The organism is Streptomyces sp. NPDC107550 (genome assembly GCF_055639095.1).
Genome location: NZ_JBVKBC010000009.1, coordinates 72,926 through 98,308, shown reverse-complemented (window position 1 = coordinate 98,308; position 25,383 = coordinate 72,926). Strand labels below are relative to the sequence as shown.

The 25,383-nt window shown below is 71.5% G+C and carries 23 protein-coding genes; 20 read left to right on the top strand and 3 right to left on the bottom strand.

Annotated elements, in window-relative coordinates; genetic code table 11:
• Window positions 1-126 precede the first annotated feature (126 nt).
• Complete coding sequence (locus tag ACZ7LY_RS15225; RefSeq protein ID WP_471625043.1) at window positions 127-2,343, bottom strand: elongation factor G-like protein EF-G2; 2,217 nt, start codon at window positions 2,341-2,343, stop codon at window positions 127-129.
• Between the two features lie 294 nt (window positions 2,344-2,637).
• Between ACZ7LY_RS15225 and pgsA the strand changes: the two genes are divergently transcribed.
• From pgsA to ACZ7LY_RS15140, 17 genes are all read left to right on the top strand, one after another.
• Window positions 2,638-3,312 carry a phosphatidylinositol phosphate synthase gene (gene pgsA, locus ACZ7LY_RS15220; RefSeq protein WP_471625042.1) on the top strand — a complete coding sequence of 225 codons (675 nt, stop codon included), beginning with the start codon at window positions 2,638-2,640 and terminating at the stop codon, window positions 3,310-3,312.
• Window positions 3,309-4,223 (top strand): phosphatidylinositol mannoside acyltransferase, encoded by a 915-nt coding sequence (locus ACZ7LY_RS15215; RefSeq protein WP_471625041.1) that lies wholly within the window; start codon window positions 3,309-3,311, stop codon window positions 4,221-4,223. Before pgsA ends, ACZ7LY_RS15215 begins: the two co-directional genes overlap by 4 nt.
• A complete protein-coding gene (locus ACZ7LY_RS15210; RefSeq protein ID WP_471625040.1) occupies window positions 4,220-5,380 on the top strand; it encodes a glycosyltransferase family 4 protein in 1,161 nt (386 codons plus the stop codon). Before ACZ7LY_RS15215 ends, ACZ7LY_RS15210 begins: the two co-directional genes overlap by 4 nt.
• A gap of 61 nt (window positions 5,381-5,441) precedes the next feature.
• On the top strand, window positions 5,442-5,927 hold the full coding sequence (locus ACZ7LY_RS15205; protein WP_471625039.1) for a GNAT family N-acetyltransferase: 486 nt from the start codon (window positions 5,442-5,444) through the stop codon (window positions 5,925-5,927).
• 62 nt (window positions 5,928-5,989) lie between these two features.
• Window positions 5,990-7,519, top strand: a complete 1,530-nt coding sequence (locus ACZ7LY_RS15200) for a hypothetical protein (RefSeq protein WP_471625038.1) — start codon at window positions 5,990-5,992, stop codon at window positions 7,517-7,519.
• A gap of 48 nt (window positions 7,520-7,567) precedes the next feature.
• Window positions 7,568-8,116: a hypothetical protein gene (locus ACZ7LY_RS15195; RefSeq protein ID WP_471625037.1), complete on the top strand. Its 549-nt coding sequence runs from the start codon at window positions 7,568-7,570 to the stop codon at window positions 8,114-8,116.
• Between the two features lie 152 nt (window positions 8,117-8,268).
• On the top strand, window positions 8,269-9,174 hold the full coding sequence (gene pdxS / locus ACZ7LY_RS15190; RefSeq protein WP_471625036.1) for a pyridoxal 5'-phosphate synthase lyase subunit PdxS: 906 nt from the start codon (window positions 8,269-8,271) through the stop codon (window positions 9,172-9,174).
• Window positions 9,175-9,182: 8 nt separating this feature from the next.
• Window positions 9,183-9,803 carry a pyridoxal 5'-phosphate synthase glutaminase subunit PdxT gene (gene pdxT / locus ACZ7LY_RS15185; RefSeq protein WP_471625035.1) on the top strand — a complete coding sequence of 207 codons (621 nt, stop codon included), beginning with the start codon at window positions 9,183-9,185 and terminating at the stop codon, window positions 9,801-9,803.
• A gap of 48 nt (window positions 9,804-9,851) precedes the next feature.
• Window positions 9,852-10,604, top strand: a complete 753-nt coding sequence (locus ACZ7LY_RS15180) for a YebC/PmpR family DNA-binding transcriptional regulator (RefSeq protein ID WP_471625034.1) — start codon at window positions 9,852-9,854, stop codon at window positions 10,602-10,604.
• Between the two features lie 105 nt (window positions 10,605-10,709).
• The gene (gene ruvC / locus ACZ7LY_RS15175) at window positions 10,710-11,240 is read left to right on the top strand and encodes a crossover junction endodeoxyribonuclease RuvC (RefSeq protein ID WP_471625033.1); all 531 of its coding nucleotides are present in this window, start codon (window positions 10,710-10,712) and stop codon (window positions 11,238-11,240) included.
• Complete coding sequence (gene ruvA, locus ACZ7LY_RS15170) at window positions 11,237-11,848, top strand: Holliday junction branch migration protein RuvA (RefSeq protein ID WP_471625032.1); 612 nt, start codon at window positions 11,237-11,239, stop codon at window positions 11,846-11,848. Before ruvC ends, ruvA begins: the two co-directional genes overlap by 4 nt.
• 53 nt (window positions 11,849-11,901) lie before the next feature.
• On the top strand, window positions 11,902-12,972 hold the full coding sequence (ruvB, locus tag ACZ7LY_RS15165; protein WP_471625031.1) for a Holliday junction branch migration DNA helicase RuvB: 1,071 nt from the start codon (window positions 11,902-11,904) through the stop codon (window positions 12,970-12,972).
• A 165-nt stretch (window positions 12,973-13,137) separates the two neighbouring features.
• Window positions 13,138-13,674 (top strand): preprotein translocase subunit YajC, encoded by a 537-nt coding sequence (gene yajC / locus ACZ7LY_RS15160; protein ID WP_471625030.1) that lies wholly within the window; start codon window positions 13,138-13,140, stop codon window positions 13,672-13,674.
• A 139-nt stretch (window positions 13,675-13,813) separates the two neighbouring features.
• Window positions 13,814-15,598, top strand: coding sequence for a protein translocase subunit SecD (gene secD, locus ACZ7LY_RS15155; protein WP_471625029.1), 1,785 nt, complete (start codon window positions 13,814-13,816; stop codon window positions 15,596-15,598).
• A gap of 4 nt (window positions 15,599-15,602) precedes the next feature.
• Entirely contained in the window at window positions 15,603-16,718 is a 1,116-nt protein-coding gene (gene secF, locus ACZ7LY_RS15150) for a protein translocase subunit SecF (RefSeq protein ID WP_471625028.1), read from the top strand.
• Window positions 16,719-16,845: 127 nt separating this feature from the next.
• Complete coding sequence (locus ACZ7LY_RS15145) at window positions 16,846-17,385, top strand: adenine phosphoribosyltransferase (protein WP_471625027.1); 540 nt, start codon at window positions 16,846-16,848, stop codon at window positions 17,383-17,385.
• Between the two features lie 169 nt (window positions 17,386-17,554).
• Window positions 17,555-20,107: a RelA/SpoT family protein gene (locus ACZ7LY_RS15140; protein WP_471625026.1), complete on the top strand. Its 2,553-nt coding sequence runs from the start codon at window positions 17,555-17,557 to the stop codon at window positions 20,105-20,107.
• A gap of 108 nt (window positions 20,108-20,215) precedes the next feature.
• Here the strand turns inward: ACZ7LY_RS15140 and ACZ7LY_RS15135 are convergent, their stop codons facing one another.
• A complete protein-coding gene (locus ACZ7LY_RS15135) occupies window positions 20,216-21,448 on the bottom strand; it encodes a DUF349 domain-containing protein (RefSeq protein WP_471625025.1) in 1,233 nt (410 codons plus the stop codon).
• A gap of 136 nt (window positions 21,449-21,584) precedes the next feature.
• On the bottom strand, window positions 21,585-22,373 hold the full coding sequence (locus ACZ7LY_RS15130; RefSeq protein ID WP_471625024.1) for a peptidylprolyl isomerase: 789 nt from the start codon (window positions 22,371-22,373) through the stop codon (window positions 21,585-21,587).
• A gap of 148 nt (window positions 22,374-22,521) precedes the next feature.
• Between ACZ7LY_RS15130 and ACZ7LY_RS15125 the strand changes: the two genes are divergently transcribed.
• The 3 genes from ACZ7LY_RS15125 to ACZ7LY_RS15115 all read left to right on the top strand — a co-directional run bounded on the left by ACZ7LY_RS15125 (window position 22,522) and on the right by ACZ7LY_RS15115 (window position 25,336).
• On the top strand, window positions 22,522-23,232 hold the full coding sequence (locus tag ACZ7LY_RS15125; protein WP_471625023.1) for an MBL fold metallo-hydrolase: 711 nt from the start codon (window positions 22,522-22,524) through the stop codon (window positions 23,230-23,232).
• Window positions 23,233-23,246: 14 nt separating this feature from the next.
• A complete protein-coding gene (gene hisS, locus ACZ7LY_RS15120) occupies window positions 23,247-24,509 on the top strand; it encodes a histidine--tRNA ligase (RefSeq protein ID WP_471625022.1) in 1,263 nt (420 codons plus the stop codon).
• Window positions 24,510-24,694: 185 nt separating this feature from the next.
• Window positions 24,695-25,336, top strand: a complete 642-nt coding sequence (locus ACZ7LY_RS15115) for a vitamin K epoxide reductase family protein (protein WP_471625021.1) — start codon at window positions 24,695-24,697, stop codon at window positions 25,334-25,336.
• The last annotated feature ends 47 nt before the right edge of the window (window positions 25,337-25,383 follow it).

Genomic DNA, 25,383 nt, shown 5'->3' with positions numbered 1-25,383 from the left:
CCCCGCACACCTGTTGATCAGTTCATCGTGCTGATCACGTTGATCGTCGTCCAGCGTAACGGCCGCCACCGACATCCCGCTCCGGGTCACGGAATGCCGGTGGCCGCAAGGGCGCGGACCGGCCGATCACGCGCCGTCGAGGGCCTGCCGGCGCAGCCGGTCGCCGAGTGCGGCGGGCATCGGCTCATGCCGGACGTAGCGGCGCTCGAAGCGGGCGGTGCCGTGCGAGAGCGCCCGCAGGTCCACCGCGTACCGCTCGATCTCGATCTCCGGCACCTCCGCCCTGACCAGCGTCCGCCCGCCCGGTGTCTGCTCGGTGCCCACGACCCGGCCCCGGCGCGCGGACAGATCGCTCATCACGGCACCCACGTACTCGTCGCCGACCAGGACCCGTACTTCGGCGACCGGCTCCAGCAGATGGATGCGGGCGCCCGCCGCCGCGTCGCGCAGAGCCAGCGCGCCTGCCGTCTGGAACGCGGCGTCGGAGGAGTCCACCGAGTGCGCCTTGCCGTCCAGGAGCGTCACGCGTACGTCGGTCAGGGGGTGCCCGGCGGCGACTCCCTTGGCGGCCTGAGCCCGTACGCCCTTCTCGACGGACGGGATGAACGGGCGGGGGACCGCGCCGCCGACGACCTTGTCGACGAACTCGATGCCGGAGCCGGGCGGCAGCGGCGCCACCTCGATCTCGCAGACCGCGTACTGGCCGTGCCCGCCGGACTGCTTGACGTGCCGCCCGCGCCCGCCCGCCCGGTCCGCGAACGTCTCGCGCAGCGCCACCTGATGCCCGACGACGTCCACCTGGACCCCGTACCGGCTGCGCAGCCGTTCGAGCGCCACCTCCGCGTGGGCCTCGCCGAGACACCACAGGACGAGCTGGTGCGTGTCCGGGTTCTGCTCCAGGCGCATCGTCGGGTCCTCGGCGACCAGGCGGGTCAGGCCCTGCGACAGTTTGTCCTCGTCGGCCTTGCTGTGGGCCTGGACGGCGAGGGGGAGCAGCGGCTCCGGCAGGTCCCAGGGCGTCATGAGCAGCGGGTCGCCCTTGGCGGAGAGGGTGTCGCCGGTCTCCGCGCGGCTGAGCTTGGCCACGCACGCGAGGTCGCCCGCGACGCACTGGGAGAGCGTGCGCTGCTGCTTGCCGAAGGGCGCCGAGAGCGCGCCGACGCGTTCGTCGGCCTCGTGCAGCGGGCGCTCCTCGTGCCCCGGGTCGGTGAGGCCGTGGCCCGAGACGTGGACGGTGTCGTCGGGGCGCAGGGTGCCGGAGAAGACGCGGACGAGGGAGACACGGCCGACGTAGGGGTCGGAGGACGTCTTGACGACCTCGGCGACCAGCGGTCCTGCCGGATCGCAGGGGATGGTTCCGCGGTCCGTGCCGTCCGGCGTGGTGACGGCCGGCGCGGGGCGCTCCAGCGGGGTCGGGAAGCCGCCGGTGATCAGTTCGAGGAGTTCGACCGTGCCGATGCCCTGGCGGGTGCCCTCGGGCGCCGGGGCCGCGGCGAGGACGGGGTGGAAGACACCGCGCGCGACGGCCCGCTCCAGGTCGTCGATCAACGTCTTGACGTCGATGTCCTCGCCGCCGAGATAGCGGTCCATCAGGGTCTCGTCCTCGCTCTCGGCGATGATCCCCTCGATGAGCCGGTCGCGGGCCTCGTCGAGCGCGGGCAGCCGCCCGGCGTCCGGCGCGGACTCCACGCGTTCGCCAGACGCGTAGTCGTACACCCGGCGCGTCAGCAGCCCCACCAGGCCCGTCACCGGCGCGTGCCCGTCCGGCGCGGGCTCGCCGCGCAGCGGCAGATACAGCGGCAGCACGGCGTCCGGGTCGTCGCCGCCGAACACCTCGGCGCACGCGCGGGTGACCTCCTCGAAGCCGGCGCGGGCCGCCTCCAGGTGCGTGACGACGATGGCCCGGGGCATGCCGACGGCCGCGCACTCCTCCCACAGCGTCCTGGTCGCCCCCGCCATGGTCTGCGGGCCGTCCGCCGCCGAGACGACGAAGAGGGCCGCGTCCGCCGCCCGCAGACCGGCCCTCAGCTCCCCGACGAAGTCCGCGTAGCCGGGGCTGTCCAGCAGATTGATCTTGCAGCCGCCCCAGGCGAGGGGGACCAGCGAGAGCTGCACCGAGCGCTGCCGGCGCTGCTCGATCTCGTCGTGGTCCGAGACGCAGGTGCCGTCCTCGACGCGGCCCGCCCGGTTCACCGCCCCCGCCGTCTGCGCGAGGGCCTCCACCAGTGTCGTCTTGCCCGAGCCGCTGTGGCCGACCAGGACCACGTTGCGTACGGTCGCGGGGTGGTCGGCCGTCACCGCCCTGCCGGCGGCCCCGGGGTGTGTGTGCGCCCTGTCGCCCATGTCCTTGCCTCCCGCTTCGCTGCCACCCTGCGGTGGTCTTGCTCGGGACCTCGTCATGCGGCGAGCGGACACGCGAAGCCGCGTGCAAGGAGGCGGCTCCGGCGGCGCCCGCGGTGTCTTCGAGCTTTGCACTCGGCTCCGCGCGCGTCCATACGTCGTACCCGATAGCACATACGTCGTACGGGATCGCACGCGCGCGTGGTGGCCCGGCGGCCGTCAGGGCGCGCGCGTGGCTACGATGGGCCAGCCGGTGGCCAGCAGGGGCCGCACGGCCACCGACCCTCCGGGAAGGCCATGCTGAACAAGTACGCGCGTGCATTCTTCACGCGTGTCCTCACACCGTTCGCCGCGTTTCTCATCCGCCGCGGGGTCAGCCCCGACGCGGTCACGCTCCTGGGCACCGCGGGAGTGGTGGCGGGCGCGCTGGTCTTCTATCCGCGCGGCGAGTTCTTCTGGGGCACCGTCGTCATCACGCTGTTCGTGTTCTCGGACCTCGTCGACGGCAACATGGCCCGCCAGCTCGGCCGCTCCAGCCGCTGGGGCGCGTTCCTCGACTCCACGCTCGACCGGGTGGCGGACAGCGCGATCTTCGGCGGTCTGGCGCTCTGGTACGCGGGCGGCGGCGACGACAACGTGCTGTGCGCGGTCTCCATCTTCTGCCTCGCCAGCGGCCAGGTCGTCTCGTACACCAAGGCGCGCGGCGAGTCCATCGGCCTGCCCGTCGCGGTCAACGGCCTGGTGGAGCGCGCCGAGCGGCTCGTCATCTCCCTGGTCGCGGCCGGCTTCGCGGGCCTGCACAAGTTCGGCGTGCCCGGCATTCAGTACCTGCTGCCCGTCGCCCTGTGGATCGTCGCCGTCGGCAGCCTCGTCACGCTGATCCAGCGCGTGGTCACCGTGCGCCGCGAGTCGGCGGAGGCGGACGCGGCGGCGCACGGCGCGGGCCGGGAGCAGGAGGAGACCGCCTCGTGAGCAGCGCGCAGGACCGTGTGACCGACGCGCTGTACGGGCTGGGCTGGGCGGGCGTCAAGAAGCTCCCCGAGCCCGTCGCGGCCCGCCTCGGGCGCACCATCGCGGACGCCACCTGGCGCCGGCGCGGCAAGGGCGTACAGCGCCTGGAGGCCAACCTCGCGCGCGTGGTGCCCGACGCCACGCCCGAGCGGCTGCGCGCCCTGTCCCGGGCCGGCATGCGCTCGTACCTGCGCTACTGGATGGAGTCCTTCCGGCTGCCCGCGTGGAGCAGGCAGCGCATCGAGAACGGCTTCGCCGGGCAGGACCTGCACCACCTCACCGAAGCGCTGGAGGCCGGCAAGGGCGTCGTCCTCGCGCTGCCGCACATGGGCAACTACGACCTCGCGGGCGCCTGGGTCACGACCAAGCTGGGCATCCCGTTCACGACGGTCGCCGAGCGGCTCAAGCCGGAGACCCTGTACGACCGGTTCGTCGCCTACCGCGAGGGCCTCGGCATGGAGGTCCTGCCGCACGCGGGCGGCTCCGCGTTCGGCACGCTGGCCCGGCGGCTGCGCGCGGGCGGCCTCGTCTGCCTGGTCGCGGACCGGGACCTGTCCACGTCGGGCGTCGAGGTGACGTTCTTCGGCGAGAGGACGCGGATGCCCGCCGGGCCCGCCGCCCTCGCCCAGCAGACCGGCGCGGCGCTGCTCCCGGTGACGCTCTGGTTCGACGACACGCCCGTCATGCGCGGCCGCGTCCACCCGCCCGTCGAGGTGCCCGCGACAGGCACCCGGGCCGAGAAGACGTCCACGATGACACAGGCGCTGGCCGACGCCTTCGCCACCGGCATCGCGGACCACCCGGAGGACTGGCACATGCTGCAACGGCTGTGGCTCGCCGACCTGGAGCGTTTCGAGGAGCGGCCCGCGTGAGGATCGGAATCGTCTGCCCCTACTCGTGGGACGTGCCCGGTGGCGTCCAGTTCCACATCCGTGACCTGGCGGAGCACCTGATCGCCCTCGGGCACGAGGTCTCCGTCCTCGCCCCGGCGGACGAGGAGACCCCGCTGCCGCCGTACGTGGTGTCGGCAGGCCGCGCGGTGCCGGTCCCGTACAACGGCTCGGTGGCGCGGCTGAACTTCGGCTTCCTGAGCGCGGCCCGCGTACGCCGATGGCTGCACGACGGCACCTTCGACGTCATCCACATCCATGAGCCGGCCTCGCCCTCGCTCGGGCTGCTGACGTGCTGGGCGGCGCAGGGTCCCATCGTGGCGACCTTCCACACCTCCAACCCGCGCTCGCGGGCCATGATCGCCGCCTACCCGATCCTCCAGCCGGCGCTGGAGAAGATCAGCGCCCGCATCGCCGTCAGCGAGTACGCCCGCCGCACCCTCGTCGAACACCTGGGCGGCGACGCGGTCGTCATTCCCAACGGCGTCGACGTGGACTTCTTCGCGCGCGCGGAGCCCCGGCCCGAGTGGGAGGGCGGCACGATCGGCTTCATCGGACGGATCGACGAACCCCGCAAGGGCCTGCCCGTGCTCATGAAGGCGCTGCCCCGGATCCTCGCCGAGCACCCCGACACCCGGCTGCTGGTCGCGGGGCGCGGTGACGAGGAGGAGGCCGTCGCCTCCCTGCCCGAGCGGATGCGCGAGCGCGTCGAGTTCCTCGGCATGGTCAGCGACGAGGACAAGGCGCGCCTGCTGCGCAGCGTCGACCTGTACGTCGCGCCCAACACCGGCGGCGAGTCCTTCGGCATCATCCTCGTCGAGGCGATGTCGGCGGGCGCCCCGGTGCTCGCCTCCGACCTCGACGCGTTCGCCCAGGTCCTCGACCAGGGCAACGCGGGCGAGCTGTTCGCCAACGAGGACGCCGACGCCCTCGCCGACGCCGCCGTCCGCCTCCTGTCTGACCCGGCCCGGCGCACCGAACTGCGCGAGCACGGCAGCAAGCACGTACGCCGCTTCGACTGGTCCACGGTCGGCGCGGACATCCTCTCCGTCTACGAGACCGTCACCCAGGGCGCCTCGGCGGTCGGCGAGGACGAACGGATCGGCCTGTGGGGCCGCCTGAAAGCCACCCGCGACTGACCGGCCCCGGGGACGCCCGAAGGCCCGCCCGGGGCCGCACACGGGCCCTACACTCGCCGCCGTGCTCCGCATCACCCCGTGCGCCGCCGACGCGCCCGAGCTGTCGGCCCTGCTCCTCGCCAACCACGGCGAACACGTGCGCCGCTACCCCGAACTCGCGGGCGCCTTCCGCGCGGTCGTCGTCGACGACGCCTCCTACCTGCTCGCGTTCCACCCCGACCACGGCGACGACCGCCCGGTGGGCTGCTGCGCCGTCCAGCCGCTGACCGCGCCGGGCGTCCCCCCGCGCGCGTACGAACTCAAACGCATGTACGTGCTACCCGGAGCGCGCCGGCTCGGGGTCGGCCGGGAGCTGGTGGCCGCCGCCGAGCAGGTGGCTTCCCAACACGGCGCCGATGCCCTCTACTTGGAGACCGGCGTCCGGCACCACGCGGCCCTGCGGCTCTACGAGGAGTGCGGCTTCACCCCCGTCCCGCTGTACGAGCCCTACCTCGACGACCCGTTCGCGCGCTGCTACGCCAAGCGCCTCGCCAGGAGGCCGCTCTGAGGGGGAACTGAGGGGGAGGGGCCATGTGGGGCATCCGTCTTCGGCGCCGGCAGACGCATCCGGTGGAGCAGCAATCGTGGCGCTGGTGGGTCAGCAGCCGCTCCGCGTGGCTGCTGCTCGGCGGCCTGTTCGGCTCGCTGATCCTGCTCTCGTTCGCCCTCGCCGCCCTCCAGTCGGCCAGCCCGCCGGCCGGAGCGCGGCGGGCGGACCGGTTCGACGACCTCAGCGACTTCCTGCACCTGACCGCCGTCATCTTCCAGTCGCTGCTCGGCAGCCGCGACTACCCGGCCGACGAACCGCCGAGCACACTCGCGGACGTCCTCGGCTCGTTCGCCGCGGGGGTCTCCCTCGTCCTGCCCGCCCTGGTCATCGCGGTCGTCTTCGTACGCCTCTATGCGATCCGCGGGTTCGTGTGGCGCACGTCGGTCAGCGTGTGCCTGCCCTGGGAGGTGGACGAGGTGCCCTACCGGCAGGAGCTCGAAGGCACCCACAAGGGCACGCTCGCCGTGCGCTTCTACAAGCAACTGCGCCACCTGGCCATCTCCGACCTGCGCTGCGAGGCGTATCTGCGCTTCCTCGAACCGTCGGGCGTGGACGGCTCGCGGCTCATCCGCACCCATCCGCTGAAGGTCCTCGGTTCGCAGGGCACCCGCGTCGACTCCCGGCTGTGGCCCGTCTCGCGCGCGGGCACCACGTTCACCCTGTGGATCCCCATGGACGCCGAACTCGACGGCGGCCTCATCCGGACCGTGCAGGGCGTCGACATCGCCGACAGCAGCCTGCACGAACTGCTCGTACGGGTCTCCGGCAAGGTCGGCGGGCTCGGCGTCGACGTGTACGACGAGCACTGGTACAGCCTCGGCAGGGACGCCGTGCAGATAGGCCGCTTCGCGCGCGTGGAGGTCGACCTCGACCGTCCCAGCCGCCAATGGGTGGGCTGGGACCGCTTCGACGAGCCCGCCCGCCAGGCCCTGTTCGTCTACGGCCGCCTCGTCGACCCGCAGGCCCTGCGCGACCTGTACGGACACATGCCGCGCCAGGGCGTCGACTACGTACGGGCCCGCATCCGGGGTTTCAGGCGCACCTGGAGCGTCGCCACCGACAACGGCGACGCCGAACGCGCCATCGCCTACCGGAACGCGGGCGGCGGCCCCGACATCGAGCCCGTGCAGGTCCTCTTCCTCAACCTGGAGGGCGCCCCCGGCCACTTCACCGAGGGCCTGCTGCTGCGCGTCAGCAGTGACACCGTCGCCAAGCTCGACAGCCCCGACGGCAACTTCGTCGTCGAGGACGTCACGAACCTCGTGGAGTTCGACCGCCCTTTCGCCGACGGTCCGCCGGACGTCATCCGTACCTACCTCGGCCGCGCCGACGCCCTCGACGTCGCCCGGCGCGGCCTGGACGCCGGGACGGCCGTCATCACCCGGGAGTTCCTGAGCGAGGTGCGGCGCGGCATGAACGCGTACGACCTCGCCATGCGCACCACGTTCGCCGCCGAGCCGCTGCCCGACGTGCCCGTCGTCGACCTCACCCGCACCCTGCGCGACCCCGCCCGCTCGATCGGCACCTCCCGCATCCCCGAACAGGGCTGAACGCCGTGTTTCCGGGGCGCGGGGCGGCGCACGGTAGCCTCACCTGTCGTGGATCTCCCCCTGACCCTGCTGTGGATCGTCGTCGTCTTCGTCCTCGTCGGGATCTATCTGAGCTGGACCGCCGGCCGTCTCGACCGCCTGCACACGAGAATCGACTCCTCGCGGGCCGCCCTGGACGCTCAGCTCCTGCGCCGCGCCTCGGTCGCCCAGGAACTGGCCACCTCCGGCGTCCTGGACCCGGCCGCCTCGATCGTCCTGTACGAAGCAGCCCATGCCGCCCGCCAGGCCGAGGAGGAGCAGCGGGAGGTCGCCGAGAGCGAGCTGAGCCAGGCGCTGCGGGCCATCTTCGGGGACACCGCGCAGGTCGAGGCGGTACGGGTGGCGCCAGGCGGCGAGGAGGCGGCGGAGGAGCTGGCGCAGGCCGTGCGCCGCGTTCCGATGGCCCGCCGCTTCCACAACGACGCGGTCCGGGCCGCCCGCGCCCTGCGCCGGCACCGCAAGGTCCGCTGGTTCCGCCTCGCGGGGCACGCGCCGTTCCCGCTGGCGTTCGAGATGGACGACGAGCCGCCGGTCGCCCTCGCGGACCGGGCGGCCTGACCCGCACAGGGCCCTGGCGTCGGCTTCGCCGAGGGATCGCAGGCCAAAAGGGGCCACCGCCTGACTATTGGCCCTTGTAGTGGACTGGTCGGCGGGGGTTTCCTCGGTGCCGTACCACCCCTCTTCAAGCGAGTTCACCGAGCGAGGTCCCCGTGTCCACTGTCGAAAACCAGGCTCCCGCCACCGGCACCGCCCGCGTCAAGCGCGGCATGGCCGAGCAGCTCAAGGGCGGCGTCATCATGGACGTCGTCACGCCCGAGCAGGCGAAGATCGCCGAGGACGCGGGCGCGGTCGCCGTCATGGCCCTTGAGCGGGTCCCCGCGGACATCCGCAAGGACGGCGGCGTGGCCCGGATGTCCGACCCGGACATGATCGAGGGCATCATCGAGGCCGTCTCCATCCCGGTCATGGCCAAGTCCCGCATCGGCCACTTCGTCGAGGCCCAGGTCCTCCAGTCGCTCGGCGTGGACTACATCGACGAGTCCGAGGTCCTCACCCCGGCCGACGAGGTCAACCACTCCGACAAGTTCGCCTTCACCACCCCCTTCGTCTGCGGCGCCACCAACCTGGGCGAGGCCCTGCGCCGCATCGCCGAGGGCGCGGCCATGATCCGCTCCAAGGGCGAGGCCGGCACCGGCAACGTCGTGGAGGCCGTCCGCCACCTGCGCCAGATCAAGGGCGAGATCGCCAAGCTGCGCGGCTGCGACAACAACGAGATCTACGCCGCCGCCAAGGAGCTGCGCGCCCCCTTCGAGCTGGTCAAGGAGGTCGCCGAGCTGGGCAAGCTGCCCGTCGTGCTGTTCTCCGCGGGCGGTGTCGCCACCCCCGCCGACGCCGCGCTCATGCGCCAGCTCGGCGCCGAGGGCGTCTTCGTCGGCTCCGGCATCTTCAAGTCCGGCGACCCGGCCAAGCGCGCCGCCGCCATCGTGAAGGCCACCACCTTCTACGACGACCCGAAGGTCATCGCGGACGCCTCCCGCAACCTGGGCGAGGCCATGGTCGGCATCAACTGCGACACCCTCCCCGAGGCCGAGCGCTACGCGAACCGGGGCTGGTGACCCGCCCCATGAGCACCACCCCCGTCATCGGCGTCCTGGCCCTCCAGGGCGACGTACGGGAGCACCTCATCGCCCTGGCCGCGGCCGACGCCGTGGCCAGGCCGGTGCGGCGCCCCGAGGAACTGGCCGAGGTCGACGGCCTGATCGTCCCCGGCGGCGAGTCGACCACCATCTCCAAGCTCGCCGCCCTCTTCGGCGTGCTGGAGCCGCTTCGCGCGCGCGTGGCCGACGGCCTGCCCGTCTACGGCACCTGCGCCGGCCTGATCATGCTCGCCGACAAGATCCTCGACCCGCGCTCCGGGCAGGAGACCATCGGCGGCATCGACATGATCGTCCGCCGCAACGCCTTCGGCCGGCAGAACGAGTCGTTCGAAGCCGCCGTCCCCGTCCGCGGTGTCGAAGGCGCCCCCGTCGAAGGCGTCTTCATCCGCGCCCCTTGGGTGGAGTCCGTCGGCGCGGCCGTGGAGGTCCTCGCCGAGCACGAGGGCCACATCGTCGCCGTCCGCCAGGGCAACGCCCTCGCCACGTCCTTCCACCCCGAGCTGACGGGCGACCACCGCCTGCACGCCCTGTTCGTGGAGATGGTGCGCGAGGCGGTGCGGGCGAAGGACGCCGCACGATCCTTGTAGGATCTCTGGCGTTCGTACTGAGGTTGGTTACGCGAAGGAGACAGGCAGATGTCCGGCCACTCTAAATGGGCTACGACGAAGCACAAGAAGGCCGTGATCGATGCCAAGCGCGGCAAGCTCTTCGCGAAGCTGATCAAGAACATCGAGGTCGCCGCGCGCATGGGCGGCACCGACGTCGAGGGCAACCCGACGCTGTACGACGCCATCCAGAAGGCGAAGAAGCAGTCGGTCCCCAACAAGAACATCGACTCCGCGGTCAAGCGCGGCGGCGGCCTCGAGGCCGGCGGCGCCGACTACGAGACGATCATGTACGAGGGCTACGGTCCCAACGGTGTCGCGGTGCTCATCGAGTGCCTCACCGACAACCGCAACCGCGCCGCCTCCGACGTGCGCGTCGCCATGACCCGCAACGGCGGCAACATGGCCGACCCCGGTTCGGTGTCGTACCTGTTCAACCGCAAGGGCGTTGTCATCGTCCCCAAGGGCGAGCTGAGCGAGGACGACGTCCTCGGTGCCGTCCTGGACGCGGGCGCCGAAGAGGTCAACGACCTGGGCGAGTCCTTCGAGGTGCTCTCCGAGGCCACCGACCTCGTCGCGGTCCGTACGGCCCTGCAGGAAGCCGGCATCGACTACGACTCCGCCGAGGCCAACTTCGTCCCGACCATGCAGGTCGAGCTGGACGAGGAGGGCGCGCGCAAGATCTTCAAGCTGATCGACGCGCTGGAGGACAGCGACGACGTGCAGAACGTCTTCGCCAACTTCGACGTATCCGACGAGGTCATGGCCAAGGTCGACGCCTGACATGACATCAGCGGCGGGCCGGCGGGACACACCCCGCCGGCCCGCCGCTTTGTCAGTGGCACCCGATAGCCTGCACAAACAGGCGATCGAAGTTGGGGGCGAGGCGTGCGCGTACTGGGTGTGGACCCGGGTCTGACCCGGTGCGGGGTCGGCGTGGTCGAGGGGGTGGCGGGCCGCCCCCTGACGATGCGCGGCGTCGGTGTCGTACGGACCCCGCCCGACGCGGAGCTCGGCCACCGTCTCGTCGCCATCGAGCAGGGCATCGAGCAGTGGCTCGACGAGCACCGGCCCGAAGTCCTCGCCGTGGAGCGCGTCTTCAGCCAGCACAACGTGCGCACGGTCATGGGCACCGCCCAGGCCAGCGCCGTCGCCATGCTCTGCGCCTCCCGCCGCGGCATCCCCGTCGCCCTGCACACCCCGAGCGAGGTCAAGGCCGCCGTCACCGGCAGCGGGCGCGCCGACAAGGCCCAGGTCGGCGCCATGGTCACCCGCCTGCTGCGGCTCGACGCACCGCCCAAGCCGGCCGACGCCGCCGACGCCCTCGCGCTCGCCATCTGCCACATCTGGCGCGCCCCCGCGCAGAACAGACTCCAGCAAGCCGTAGCCCTCCACGCCTCGAAAGGCCGTACCGCATGATCGCCTTCGTCACCGGCACCGTCGCCGCGCTCGCCCCGGACGCCGCCGTGGTCGAGGTCGGCGGCATCGGCATGGCCGTCCAGTGCACCCCCGACACCCTCTCCGGGCTGCGCATCGGACAGCAGGCCAAGCTCGCCACGTCCCTCGTCGTGCGCGAGGACTCCCTCACGCTCTACGGCTTCGCCGACGACGACGAGCGGACCACGTTCGAACTGCTCCAGACCGCGAGCGGCGTCGGCCCCCGGCTCGCCCAGGCCATGCTCGCCGTGCACAGCCCCGACGCCCTGCGCCGCGCCGTCTCCACCGGCGACGAGAAGGCCCTGACCGCCGTCCCCGGCATCGGCAAGAAGGGCGCCCAGAAGCTCCTGCTCGAACTCAAGGACCGGCTCGGCGCGCCCCTCGGCACCGGCGGCCCCGCCGTCGGCACGCCCGTCGCCACCGGCTGGCGCGAGCAACTGCACGCGGCGCTCATCGGCCTCGGCTACGCCACCCGCGAGGCCGATGAGGCGGTCACCGCCGTCACCCCGCAGGCCGAGGCCGCCGAGGGCACCCCGCAGGTCGGCCAACTGCTCAAGGCCGCCCTCCAGACGCTCAACAAGGCGCGTTAGCCCCCGGCCGGCCCGAGACCTTCCCCCCGTAACGACGACGCGAGGCACACCTGATGAACTGGGACGAGACGACCGACGAGGCCCCCCAGGACCGGCTCGTCGGCGCGTCCGCCGACGGCGAGGACCAGGCCGTCGAAGCGGCTCTGCGCCCCAAGGACCTGGACGAGTTCATCGGCCAGGAGAAGGTCCGCGAGCAGCTCGACCTCGTCCTGCGGGCCGCCCGCGCGCGCGGCGCCACCGCCGACCACGTCCTGCTCTCCGGCGCCCCCGGCCTCGGCAAGACCACCCTGTCCATGATCATCGCCGCCGAGATGGGCGCCCCCATCCGCATCACCAGCGGCCCCGCGATCCAGCACGCCGGCGACCTCGCCGCGATCCTCTCCTCCCTCCAGGAGGGCGAGGTCCTCTTCCTCGACGAGATCCACCGCATGTCGCGGCCCGCCGAGGAGATGCTGTACATGGCGATGGAGGACTTCCGCGTCGACGTCATCGTCGGCAAGGGCCCCGGCGCCACCGCCATCCCGCTGGAACTGCCGCCCTTCACCCTGGTCGGCGCCACCACCCGCGCCGGACTGCTGCCCCCGCCGCTGCGCGACCGCTTCGGCTTCACCGCCCACATGGAGTTCTACGAACCGGCCGAGCTGGAGCGCGTCATCCACCGCTCCGCGCATCTGCTGGACGTGGAGATCGACGCGGAGGGCGCGGGCGAGATCGCCGGCCGCTCCCGCGGCACGCCCCGCATCGCCAACCGGCTGCTGCGCCGCGTCCGCGACTACGCGCAGGTCAAGGCCGACGGCCGGATCGACAGGGACATCGCATCCGCCGCCCTCGGCGTGTACGAGGTGGACGGCCGGGGCCTCGACCGCCTCGACCGCGCGGTCCTCGAAGCCCTCCTCAAGCTGTTCGGCGGCGGTCCTGTCGGCTTGTCGACACTCTCCGTCGCGGTGGGGGAGGAGCGGGAGACCGTGGAGGAAGTGGCCGAGCCGTTCCTCGTACGCGAGGGCCTGCTCGCCCGCACCCCCCGGGGCCGCGTCGCCACCCCCGCCGCCTGGGCCCACCTGGGCCTCACCGCCCCCCAGGGCCGCCCCGGCGCCACCGGGCAGGGGGACCTGTTCGGGGGGTGACGGCGAGGGGACTCGCCGGGGCTGGAACCCCGGTGCCATGCTGAGCGTTGTTCCCACCGTGCGGACTCGCTTAGACTCCGCCGACGCCGTCTTTCACGACGGCCCGCACCCCCGAAACCGACGAGGCCGCTCCCCGGCGCGGTCGTATGAAGGAAGTTCCCACCCGTGAGTCTCGTGACCCTCCTCCCGTTCATCGTGCTCATCGGGGCCATGTTCCTGATGACCCGGTCTGCCAAGAAGAAGCAGCAGCAGGCCGCACAGATGCGTAATGACATGCAGCCCGGCTCCGGCGTCCGCACGATCGGGGGCATGTACGCGACGGTCAAGGAGGTCAACGAGGACACGGTCCTCCTCGACGCCGGCCCCGGCGTCCACCTCATGTTCGCCAAGAACGCGATCGGCGCCGTCCTCTCCGACGACGAGTACAACCGCATCGTGCACGGCGTCGACGCCGACGAGCTGACCGACGACGCCGTCGTGCCGGACGACGCGTCCTCCCTCACCGCCACCGACGAGACCGCCGACGCGGACGTCGCGCGCATCGACCTCGGCAAGAAGGACGAGGCCGACGAGACCGTCGCGCCCACCGAGACGGACAAGCCCGTCGAGGCCGCAGGGACCGTCGACGCCGACAAGGCCGTCGACGCCGAGCCGAAGAAGGCCGAGCCGAAGAAGACCGACGGCGAGTCCGACGCGAAGTAGTCACGACCGGGGGACCGGGGCGCCCGCACGCGCCCCGGCGGTCCCCGGGCGTTCGACGTCGCGCGTGGATTCTCGACACCATTTCATGGCCGCCGCGCACCGACTGTGAGCCCGGCGGATGGAGAGGGAGAACGAGAAGGTGGCAGCACCCAAGAAGGGCCGAAGTTCAGGCGCCCAGAGCAGGCCGGGCCGCACGCTCGCCCTGATGCTGATCGTCATGGCGGCCCTCGTCGGCGGGATGTTCCTGTCCGGCCACAACACCCCGCGCCTCGGCATCGACCTGGCCGGCGGCACGAGCATCACCCTTCAGGCGAAGAGCGAGCCGGGCCAGAAGAACGCCGTCAACCCGACCAACATGAACACGGCCGTGAGCATCATCGAGCGCCGTGTCAACGGGCTCGGCGTCTCCGAGGCCGAGGTCCAGACCCAGGGCAACGACAACATCGTCGTCAACATCCCCAAGGGCACCGACCAGGCCCAGGCCCGCAAGCAGGTCGGCACGACCGCACAGCTCTACTTCCGCCCCGTGCTGACGGTCGCCGCCGGAGCTCCCGCGGCCGACCCCGGCAAGTCGCCCAGCCCCTCCGCGAGCGCCCCGGGCGAGACCGCGAGCGGCAAGCCCGGCGCCAAGGCGTCCGAGAAGGCCACCGACAAGGCCACCGGCGGCAGCGCCACGGCCACCCCGTCGGCGACGGCCACTTCGCAGGGCCGGGCCCTGACCGACGCGCTCAAGGCCGACACCACGCCCTCCGCGTCGGCGTCCGCCGGCGGTGACGACAAGGCGAGCCCCTCCGCGACCCCCAGCGCCGACCCCGCCACGGCCGCGCTGCAGAAGAAGTTCACGGAGCTGGACTGCACCGACCAGGCCGCCCGCGCCAAGGTCACCGAGGGCGTCAAGCCCACCGACCCGATGATCGCCTGCGGCAAGAACGGTGCCGGTCAGTGGGAGAAGTACGTCCTGGCGCCCGCCGAGGTCGAGGGCAAGGACGTCGACAAGGCCCAGGCCGTCATCAACCAGCAGAACGGCCAGTGGGTCGTCAACATGGACTTCACGGGCGGTGGCTCGAAGAAGTTCGCCAAGACCACCTCGACGCTGAAGGACAAGCAGTCCCCGCAGAACCAGTTCGCCATCGTCCTCGACGGTGACGTGGTCTCCGCGCCCAGCGTCAGCTCCACGCTCAGCCAGAACGCCGAGATCTCCGGCAGCTTCACCCAGCAGTCCGCCCAGGACCTGGCCAACGTGCTGTCGTACGGCGCCCTGCCGCTCACCTTCCACGAGCAGTCCGTCACCACGGTGACCGCCGCGCTCGGCGGCGAGCAGCTGCACGCCGGTCTCATCGCGGGCGCCATCGGCCTCGCGCTGGTCATCATCTACCTGGTGGTCTACTACCGGGGCCTGTCGCTCATCGCCATCGCCTCGCTCGCGGCCTCCGCGATCCTCACGTACGCGCTGATGACGCTCCTCGGCCCGGCCATCGGCTTCGCGCTGAACCTGCCGGCCGTCTGCGGTGCCATCGTCGCCATCGGTATCACCGCGGACTCGTTCATCGTGTTCTTCGAACGCGTGAGGGACGAGGTCCGCGAGGGCCGCACCCTGCGCCCGGCCGTCGAGCGTGCCTGGCCGCGCGCCCGGCGCACGATCCTCGTCTCCGACTTCGTGTCGTTCCTGGCCGCGGCGGTGCTCTACATCGTCACGGTGGGCAAGGTGCAGGGCTTCGCGTTCACGCTGGGCCTGACCACCCTGCTCGACGTCGTCGTGGTCTTCTTCTTCACGAAGCCGCTCATGACGCTGTGCGCGCGTGGCAAGTTCTTCTCCAGCGGCCACAAGTGGTCCGGCCTCGACCCCGTGCGCCTGGGCGCCAAGCCGCCGCTGCGCCGCACCCGGCGCGCTTCCGCTCCCGTCGACCACACGAAGGAGGCGTGAGCAGATGTCGAAGCTCGGCAATCTCGGCGCCCGGCTGTACCGCGGTGAGGTCGGGTACGACTTCATCGGCAAGCGCAAGATCTGGTACGGCGTCTCGATCCTGATCACCATCACGGCGATCCTGGGTCTCGTCGTGCGCGGCGTCAACGAAGGCATCGAGTTCCAGGGCGGCGCCGTCTTCACGACGCCCAAGACGTCCGTCTCGGCCGCCAAGGCCGAGGAGTACGCGCAGCAGGCATCCGGCCACGACGCCATCGTCCAGGAACTGGGCAACGGCGGCCTGCGCATCCAGGTAGCGGGCATCGACACGGGCCAGTCGGACCAGATCAAGGCCGACCTGTCCAAGGACATGAACATCCCGGCCAACAAGATCAACGCGGATCTGGTCGGTCCGAGCTGGGGCGCGACCATCGCCAACAAGGCATGGACCGGCCTCGTCGTCTTCATGGTCCTGGTCGTGATCTATCTGGCCATCGCCTTCGAATGGCGGATGGCCATCGCGGCCCTGATCGCGCTGATCCACGACATCACGATCACCGTCGGCGTGTACGCCCTGGTGGGCTTCGAGGTCACCCCGGGCACGGTGATCGGTCTGCTGACCATCCTCGGTTACTCGCTCTACGACACCGTCGTCGTCTTCGACTCCCTCAAGGAGCAGACGAAGGGCATCGAGAAGCAGACCCGGTACACCTACAGCGACATCGCCAACCTGTCGATCAACAGCACCCTCGTCCGGTCGATCAACACGACGGTCGTCGCGCTGCTCCCCGTCGCGGGCCTGCTGTTCATCGGCGGCGGTTTCCTCGGCGCGGGCATGCTCAACGACATCTCCCTGTCGCTGTTCGTCGGCCTCGCCGCCGGTGCGTACTCCTCCATCTTCATCGCCACCCCGCTGGTCGCCGACCTCAAGGAGCGCGACCCGAAGATGAAGGCCCTCAAGAAGCGGGTGCTCGCCAAGCGGGCCGCCGCCGCGGCGCAGCCCGAGGCGGCCGTCGTCGGCCACCAGCCCGAGGGCGACGCGGGCGACGACCCCGAGGACGCCACCCCCGCGGGCGCGGGCCCGCGCAGCCAGCCGGCCCGCAACCGCGGGCGCGGCCGGCCCTCGGGCAAGCGCCGCTGAGCGCATCCCCTCGTACGCGGGCGTCGACGGCCACCCGGCTGTCGGCGCCCGCGTCGTTGCGCCCCGGGCCCGCTGCTAGGGTGGTCGACCGGACCGAGCCCGCCCACACATGCCCTGAGGTGCAGAAATGACCGACATCAAGGAGCTGCTCCTCAGCCGCATCCGGGACGTCGCCGACTACCCCGAGCCCGGCGTGGTCTTCAAGGACATCACCCCGCTGCTCGCCGACCCGGCCGCGTTCACCGCGCTCACCGACGCCCTCGCCGAGCTGTGCGTACGGCACGGCGCCACCAAGGTCGTCGGCCTGGAGGCCCGCGGCTTCATCCTCGGCGCCCCCGTCGCCGTCCGCGCGGGCCTCGGCTTCATCCCCGTACGCAAGGCGGGCAAGCTGCCCGGGGCGACGCTCAAGCAGTCCTACGACCTGGAGTACGGGTCCGCTGAGATCGAGCTGCACGCCGAGGACCTCAGCGCCGGCGACCGGGTCATGGTCATCGACGACGTGCTCGCCACCGGCGGCACCGCCGAGGCCGCCGTCCATCTCATCCGCCGCGCGGGCGCCGAGGTCGCGGGCGTCGCCGTCCTGATGGAACTCGCGTTCCTCGCCGGCCGCGCCCGCCTGGAGCCCGCGCTGGCCGGCGCCCCGCTTGACACCCTGCTCACCGTGTAGACCCCCAGGTCACAGCCGCCCCGAGCGTCCCGGAGGAATCCCCGGCCCCACCGTGCTGTTCCGGTAGTACGTATCCGCCTTCCCGGCCGAATACGTTCGGTCGCCGCCGGATCGCTACCATGGGCTTTCCGGGACCTGAACGGGGACCCGTCGCGCACGAGGAGCGCCGTTGCCAGACGAGGCCAAGCCACTGCCCGCCGCCGAGCCCGACCAGCAGGCCGCCAAGGCCGCGGCGGCGCCCGCAGCCGCGCCCGCGAAGCCCGCGACCGGCGGCCAGGGCGCCGCACGGCCCGGGCAGGGTTCCTCCGCCGCGACGCCCGCCGCGCCCGCGTCCTCCGGCTCCGGCGGCAAGCCCCGGTCCGCCGACGCGCCGCGCCCCGCGCCCGCGCCGCCCGCGGTCCGCCAGGCGGCGAGCCAGTCGGCCCGTTCCGGCTCCTCCAACCGCGTACGGGCCCGCCTCGCCCGGCTCGGCGTGCAGCGCTCCAACCCGTACAACCCGGTCCTGGAGCCGCTGCTGCGGATCGTCCGGGGCAACGATCCGAAGATCGAGACCTCGACGCTGCGCCAGATCGAGCGCGCCTACCAGGTCGCCGAGCGCTGGCACCGGGGGCAGAAGCGCAAGAGCGGCGACCCCTACATCACGCACCCGCTCGCCGTCACCACCATCCTCGCCGAGCTGGGCATGGACCCCGCCACGCTCATGGCCGGGCTGCTGCACGACACGGTCGAGGACACCGAGTACGGCCTCGACACGCTCCGCCGCGACTTCGGCGACCAGGTCGCGCTGCTGGTCGACGGCGTCACCAAGCTCGACAAGGTCAAGTTCGGCGAGGCCGCGCAGGCCGAGACCGTGCGCAAGATGGTCGTGGCGATGGCCAAGGACCCCCGCGTCCTCGTCATCAAGCTCGCCGACCGCCTGCACAACATGCGCACCATGCGCTACCTCAAGCGCGAGAAGCAGGAGAAGAAGGCGCGCGAGACCCTGGAGATCTACGCGCCGCTCGCCCATCGCCTGGGCATGAACACGATCAAGTGGGAGCTGGAGGACCTCGCCTTCGCGATCCTCTACCCCAAGATGTACGACGAGATCGTGCGGCTGGTCGCCGAGCGCGCGCCCAAGCGCGACGAGTACCTGGCCATAGTGACCGACGAGGTGCAGAGCGACCTGCGGGCGGCCCGCATCAAGGCCACCGTCACCGGACGCCCCAAGCACTACTACAGCGTCTACCAGAAGATGATCGTGCGCGGCCGCGACTTCGCCGAGATCTACGATCTGGTCGGCATCCGCGTCCTCGTCGACACCGTCCGCGACTGCTACGCGGCACTGGGCACGGTCCACGCCCGCTGGAACCCGGTTCCGGGGCGGTTCAAGGACTACATCGCCATGCCCAAGTTCAACATGTACCAGTCGCTGCACACGACGGTCATCGGGCCCAACGGCAAGCCGGTCGAGCTCCAGATCCGCACCTTCGACATGCACCGCCGCGCCGAGTACGGCATCGCCGCGCACTGGAAGTACAAGCAGGAGGCCGTCGCCGGCGCCTCCAAGGTGCGCTCCGACGCGCCCAAGGCCACCGGCAAGGACGACCACCTCAACGACATGGCGTGGCTGCGCCAGCTGCTCGACTGGCAGAAGGAGACGGAGGACCCGGGCGAGTTCCTGGAGTCCCTGCGCTTCGACCTCTCGCGCAACGAGGTCTTCGTCTTCACCCCCAAGGGCGACGTCATAGCGCTGCCGGCCGGGGCCACCCCCGTGGACTTCGCGTACGCCGTCCACACCGAGGTCGGCCACCGGACCATAGGGGCCCGGGTCAACGGGCGCCTGGTCCCCCTGGAGTCCACCCTCGACAACGGCGACCTCGTGGAGGTCTTCACCTCCAAGGCGTCCGGCGCCGGCCCCTCCCGGGACTGGCTCGGCTTCGTCAAGTCGCCGCGCGCCCGCAACAAGATCCGCGGCTGGTTCTCCAAGGAGCGGCGCGACGAGGCCATCGAGCAGGGCAAGGACGCCATCGCGCGGGCCATGCGCAAGCAGAACCTGCCGATCCAGCGCATCCTCACCGGGGACTCCCTCGTCACGCTCGCGCACGAGATGCGCTACCCGGACATCTCGTCCCTGTACGCGGCCATCGGCGAGGGGCATGTCACGGCGCAGTCCGTCGTGCAGAAGCTCGTCCAGGCGCTCGGCGGCGAGGAGGCCGCCAACGAGGACATCGCGGAGAGCGCCCCGCCGTCGCGCGGCCGTTCCAAGCGGCGGTCCAACGCGGACCCCGGGGTCGTCGTCAAGGGCGTCGAGGACGTCTGGGTCAAGCTCGCCCGGTGCTGCACCCCGGTCCCCGGCGACCCCATCATCGGGTTCGTGACGCGCGGCAGCGGCGTCTCCGTGCACCGCAGCGACTGCGTCAACGTGGACTCCCTGTCCCGCGAGCCCGAGCGCATCCTGGAGGTCGAGTGGGCGCCGACCCAGTCCTCGGTCTTCCTCGTCGCCATCCAGGTCGAGGCCCTGGACCGCTCGCGGCTCCTGTCGGACGTCACGCGCGTCCTCTCGGACCAGCACGTCAACATCCTGTCGGCGGCCGTCCAGACCTCCCGCGACCGGGTCGCCACGTCCCGCTTCACCTTCGAGATGGGAGACCCGAAGCACCTCGGGCACGTCCTGAAGGCGGTACGGGGTGTGGAGGGCGTCTACGACGTCTACCGCGTCACCTCGGCCCGCCGCCCCTGACAGCCCGCGTCCACCGCGTCCCGTCGGCCCGCCTCTGACACCGCGCACAGCAGACGGCCCCGGCCCCTTGACGGGGGCCGGGGCCGCGAGCGTGCCCGGAGCGGCAGGTCAGCCGCCGAACTCCTGGAGACCCTTGAGGGCGGAGTCCAGGAGGGCCTGACGGCCGTCCAGTTCCTTCTGGAGCTTGTCCGCCTTCGCGTTGTTCCCCTCGGCGCGGGCCTGCTCGACCTGGCCCTTGAGCTTGTCGACGGCGGCCTGGAGCTGACCCGTGAGGCCCGCGGCACGCGCCCGCGCCTCAGGGTTCGTCCGCCGCCACTCGGCCTCCTCGGACTCCTGGATCGCCCGCTCGACCGCGTGCATCCGGCCCTCGACCTTCGGCCGCGCGTCCCGCGGTACGTGGCCGATGGCCTCCCAGCGCTCGTTGATCGAGCGGAACGCGGCACGGGCCGCCTTCAGATCCCCGATCGGGAGCAGCTTCTCGGCCTCCTCGGCCAGCTCCTCCTTGAGCTTCAGGTTCTCCGTCTGCTCGGCGTCCCGCTCCGCGAACACCGCGCTGCGCGCCGCGAAGAACACGTCCTGGGCGCCGCGGAAGCGGTTCCACAGCTCGTCCTCGTGCTCGCGCTGCGCCCGCCCGGCCGCCTTCCAGTCCGCCATCAGCTCCCGGTACCGGGCGGCCGTCACACCCCAGTCCGTCGAGTTCGACAGGGACTCGGCCTCGGCGACCAGCCGCTCCTTGGCCTTACGGGCGTCCTCGCGCTGCGCGTCCAGCGACGCGAAGTGGGCCTTGCGGCGCTTGGAGAACGCGGAGCGCGCGTGGGAGAAGCGGTGCCACAGCTCGTCGTCCGACTTCCGGTCGAGCCGCGGCAGCCCCTTCCACGTGTCCACCAGCGCGCGCAGCCGCTCACCGGCCGCCCGCCACTGCTCGGAGGCGGCCAGCTCCTCCGCCTCGGCGACCAGCGCCTCCTTGGCGTGCCGCGCCTCGTCGGACTGCTTGGCCTTCTGGGCCTTGCGCTCCTCGCGGCGCGACTCCACGGTCTCGACCAGCTTGTCGAGCCGCTTCGCCAGCGCGTCCAGGTCCCCGACCGCGTGCGCGTCGGTGATCTGCTCCCGAAGGTGCTCGATCGCCGTCATCGCGTCCTTGGTCGACAGGTCGGTGGTCCGCACCCGGCGCTCGAGGAGCCCGATCTCGACGACCAGACCGTCGTACTTGCGCTTGAAGTAGGCCAGGGCCTCATCGGGCGATCCGGCCTTCCAGGAGCCGACTTCACGCTCGGTGCCGTCGGCGTTACGCACGTACACGGTCCCCGTCTCGTCGACGCGGCCCCACGGGTCGCTGCTCACAGCGCCTCCTCCACATGATGCCTGCGGGCGGCTCGTGGGCCCCCGGGCATCGTCCACAGTTTCGTCACGGCCAACATAGGCGACCGGCGGGGATGCTGTCCGCATCCCGCACGACCGAAATTTGTCGGTCGCCAGGTCAGTCCTTCGTCACCGTCGCGGTCTTCACCGTGACCGCCTTCTTCGGGGCGCCGTCGGTCGGGCTCTGGCCGCCGGCCGCCACTCCGCCCTTGGCCACGCCCTGCACGGCCTTGAGCCCCGCCGAGTCCATCGTGCCGAACGGCGTGTACTGCGGCGGCAGCTTGCTGTCCTTGTAGACCAGGAAGAACTGGCTGCCCCCGGTGTGCGGCTGGCCGGTATTCGCCATCGCCACCGTGCCCGCCGGGTACGTCACCGTGCCGTCCTTGCCCGGCTTGCCGAGGCCTTTCAGGTTCTCGTCGGGCAGCGTGTAGCCGGGGCCGCCCGCGCCGGTGCCCTCGGGGTCGCCGCACTGGAGCACGTAGATGCCCTGGGTGGTGAGGCGGTGGCACTTCGTCTTGTCGAAGAAGCCCTTGTCGGCGAGGTACTTGAACGAGTTCACCGTGTGCGGGGTCTTCGCCGCGTCCATGGCGATGCCGACGTCGCCCTGGTTCGTCTTCAGGGTGAAGGTGTACTTCGCCTTCTTGTCGACGGCCATCTTCGGCTCGGGCTTCTCCGTCGAGGAGGCGCTCGGGCTCGGCTTCGCCGCCTTCGCGTCCTTCTTGCCGTCGTCACTCTTGAACGCGCCCGCGGCGTACGCCCCGCCCGTGCCGAGCACGGCGACCGCCAGCACGGCGGCGATCACGGTGTTACGGGTGCGCGCCTTGCGTCGCGCGGCCTCGCGCCGCTGCTGTTGGCGCAGGAACTTCTCCCGGGCGAGCTGGCGCTGCCGCTGATCCTTCGTGACCACCGGGTCTTCTCCTCGTACGTCTCGTGACCTGAGCTGCCGGCCGTCGGCTGGTGCCCCGTACCGTATATGGGTTCGCTGTGGAATCGGCAGCGCCGGTAGGCTCTGATCTGCCGCATTCCACTGTTACGACGACATACGAAGGACGATCGTGCTGATTGCCGGGTTCCCCGCCGGAGCCTGGGGCACCAACTGTTATCTGGTGGCCCCCGCCGCGGGTGAGGAGTGCGTGATCATCGACCCTGGCCACCAGGCCACCGAGGGAGTCGAGGAAGCGCTCAGGAAGCACCGGCTCAAGCCGGTCGCCGTCGTCCTCACGCACGGCCACATCGACCATGTCGCCTCCGTCGTCCCGGTGTGCGGGGCCCACGACGTCCCGGCCTGGATCCACCCCTCGGACCGCTACATGATGAGCGACCCCGAGAAGGGCCTCGGCCGCTCCATCGGCATGCCGCTCATGGGCGAGCTGACCGTGGGCGAGCCGGACGACGTACGGGAGCTGGCCGACGGCGCCGTGCTGAACCTCGCCGGGCTGGAGTTCGGCGTCGCCCATGCCCCCGGGCATACCAAGGGGTCGGTGACCTTCCGGATGCCCGAGTCGGCGGACGTGCCGTCCGTCTTCTTCTCGGGCGACCTGCTGTTCGCCGGCTCCATCGGACGCACCGACATGCCCGGTGGCTCCATGGACGACATGCTCGAATCGCTGGCCCGCGTGTGCCTGCCGCTCGACGACTCGACCGTGGTGCTGTCCGGACACGGCTCCCAGACGACCATCGGCCAGGAACGCGCCACCAACCCGTATCTGCGGCAGGTGGCCGCCGGCCAGGGACCCTCCACCGAGGCTCCCCGACGAGGAATGTGACGAGAAGACTTCCCGTGAGCACCTTTCAGGCCCCCAAGGGCACGTACGACCTGCTGCCGCCGGACTCCGCGACCTACCTCGCCGTCCGCGAGGCGATCTCCGGCCCGCTGCGCAACTCCGGTTACGGCTACATCGAGACGCCCGGCTTCGAGAACGTCGAACTGTTCGCGCGCGGTGTCGGCGAGTCCACCGACATCGTGACCAAGGAGATGTACGCCTTCGAGACCAAGGGCGGCGACCGGCTCGCCCTGCGCCCCGAAGGCACCGCCTCCGTGCTGCGCGCCGCCCTTGAGGCCAACCTCCACAAGGCCGGCAACCTCCCCGTCAAGCTCTGGTACTCGGGCTCGTACTACCGCTACGAGCGCCCCCAGAAGGGCCGCTACCGCCACTTCTCCCAGGTGGGAGCCGAGGCGATCGGCGCCGAGGACCCGGCCCTGGACGCCGAGCTGATCATCCTGGCCGACCAGGCGTACCGCTCGCTCGGCCTGCGGAACTTCCGCATCCTGCTCAACTCGCTCGGCGACAAGGAGTGCCGTCCCGTCTACCGGGAGGCCCTCCAGACGTTCCTGCGCGGTCTCGACCTCGACGAGGAGACGCTGCGCCGCGCCGAGATCAACCCGCTACGCGTCCTCGACGACAAGCGGCCCGACGTGCAGAAGCAGCTCGCGGACGCGCCGCTGCTGCGCGACTACCTGTGCGACGCCTGCAAGGCGTACCACGAGCAGGTACGGGAACTGCTGACCGCCGAGGGCGTCGCCTTCGAGGACGACGCGAAGCTGGTCCGCGGCCTGGACTACTACACGCGTACGACGTTCGAGTTCGTGCACGACGGCCTCGGCTCGCAGTCCGCGGTCGGCGGCGGCGGGCGCTACGACGGCCTCTCCGAGATGATCGGCGGCCCCTCGCTGCCGTCCGTGGGCTGGGCGCTCGGCGTCGACCGGACCGTCCTCGCGCTCAAGGCCGAGGGCGTGGAGCTGGAACTGCCCGCCGCCACCAGCGTGTTCGCCGTCCCGCTCGGCGACGAGGCGCGCCGCGTGCTGTTCGCCAAGGTGACCGAGCTGCGCAAGGCCGGGATCTCCGCCGACTTCTCCTTCGGCGGCAAGGGCCTCAAGGGCGCCATGAAGAACGCCAACCGCAGCGGCGCCCGCTACACCGTCGTCGCCGGTGAGCGCGACCTCGCCGAGGGCGTCGTCCAGCTCAAGGACATGGAGTCCGGCGAGCAGAGCGCGGTCGCCGTCGACGAGATCGTCACCGTCCTCAAGGACAGGCTGGGCTGACCCGGCCGGCACGGAGGGGACGGAAGGGGAGGGCAGGGCCGCGCGGTCCCGCCCTCCCCTTCCGCGTGCCCGCGCCCCGCAGGTACTTATGCGCATCGAACGGTGTACGGGCCACCCCTTGCGGCACAATGAGCCTGCCCGAGGGCCCACACCGCCCACTGACTCTGCGACGACGGATCGGCGTGATGAGCGACACCACCTCTGCAAGCGACAGCGTCCCCCGCACGAGCGGCGACAGCGGCGTCGCGCGCCTTGTCGGCGGCAGCCGCGCCTTCGCGCTGCTCCTGGTGATCACGGGCGCGGCCGGGGTGCTCGCCGCGTGGGTCATCACGCTCGACAAGTTCAAGCTCCTCGAGGACCCGAACTTCACGCCGGGCTGCTCCATCAACCCGGTCATCTCCTGCGGCTCCATCATGAAGAGCGACCAGGCGGCGGTCTTCGGCTTCCCGAACCCCATGCTCGGCCTCGTCACGTACGGCATCGTGATCTGCGTCGGCATGAGCCTGCTCGCGGGCGCCCGCTTCCCGCGCTGGTACTGGCTGACCTTCAACGCGGGCTGCCTGTTCGGCGTCGGGTTCGTCACCTGGCTCCAGTTCGAGTCCCTGTACCGGATCAACGCGCTGTGCCTGTGGTGCTGCCTCGCCTGGGTCGCCACCATCCTCATGTTCTGGTACGTGACCTCATCCAACGTCCGCAACGGCTTCCTCCCCGTGCCGGGCTGGCTGCGGAGCTTCTTCGCGGACTTCACATGGGCGCTGCCCGTCGTGCACATCGGGATCGTCGCCGTCCTGATCTTCACGCGCTGGGGCGACAAGCTCTGGGCCTGAGCGCCGCCCCCGGAGGCCCGGCGAGGCCCGGGCCCGGCGGGTTGTCA

Bases quoted from the DNA above. Each gene is read 5' to 3' on its own strand.
- ruvB (WP_471625031.1), top strand. From the start codon at position 11,902: ATGAACTGGGACGAGACGACCGACGAGGCCCCCCAGGACCGGCTCGTC.
- ACZ7LY_RS15225 (WP_471625043.1), bottom strand. From the start codon at position 2,343: ATGGGCGACAGGGCGCACACACACCCCGGGGCCGCCGGCAGGGCGGTG.
- ACZ7LY_RS15180 (WP_471625034.1), top strand. From the start codon at position 9,852: ATGTCCGGCCACTCTAAATGGGCTACGACGAAGCACAAGAAGGCCGTG.
- ruvA (WP_471625032.1), top strand. From the start codon at position 11,237: ATGATCGCCTTCGTCACCGGCACCGTCGCCGCGCTCGCCCCGGACGCC.
- secF (WP_471625028.1), top strand. From the start codon at position 15,603: ATGTCGAAGCTCGGCAATCTCGGCGCCCGGCTGTACCGCGGTGAGGTC.
- ACZ7LY_RS15145 (WP_471625027.1), top strand. From the start codon at position 16,846: ATGACCGACATCAAGGAGCTGCTCCTCAGCCGCATCCGGGACGTCGCC.
- pgsA (WP_471625042.1), top strand. From the start codon at position 2,638: ATGCTGAACAAGTACGCGCGTGCATTCTTCACGCGTGTCCTCACACCG.
- pdxT (WP_471625035.1), top strand. From the start codon at position 9,183: ATGAGCACCACCCCCGTCATCGGCGTCCTGGCCCTCCAGGGCGACGTA.
- ACZ7LY_RS15115 (WP_471625021.1), top strand. From the start codon at position 24,695: ATGAGCGACACCACCTCTGCAAGCGACAGCGTCCCCCGCACGAGCGGC.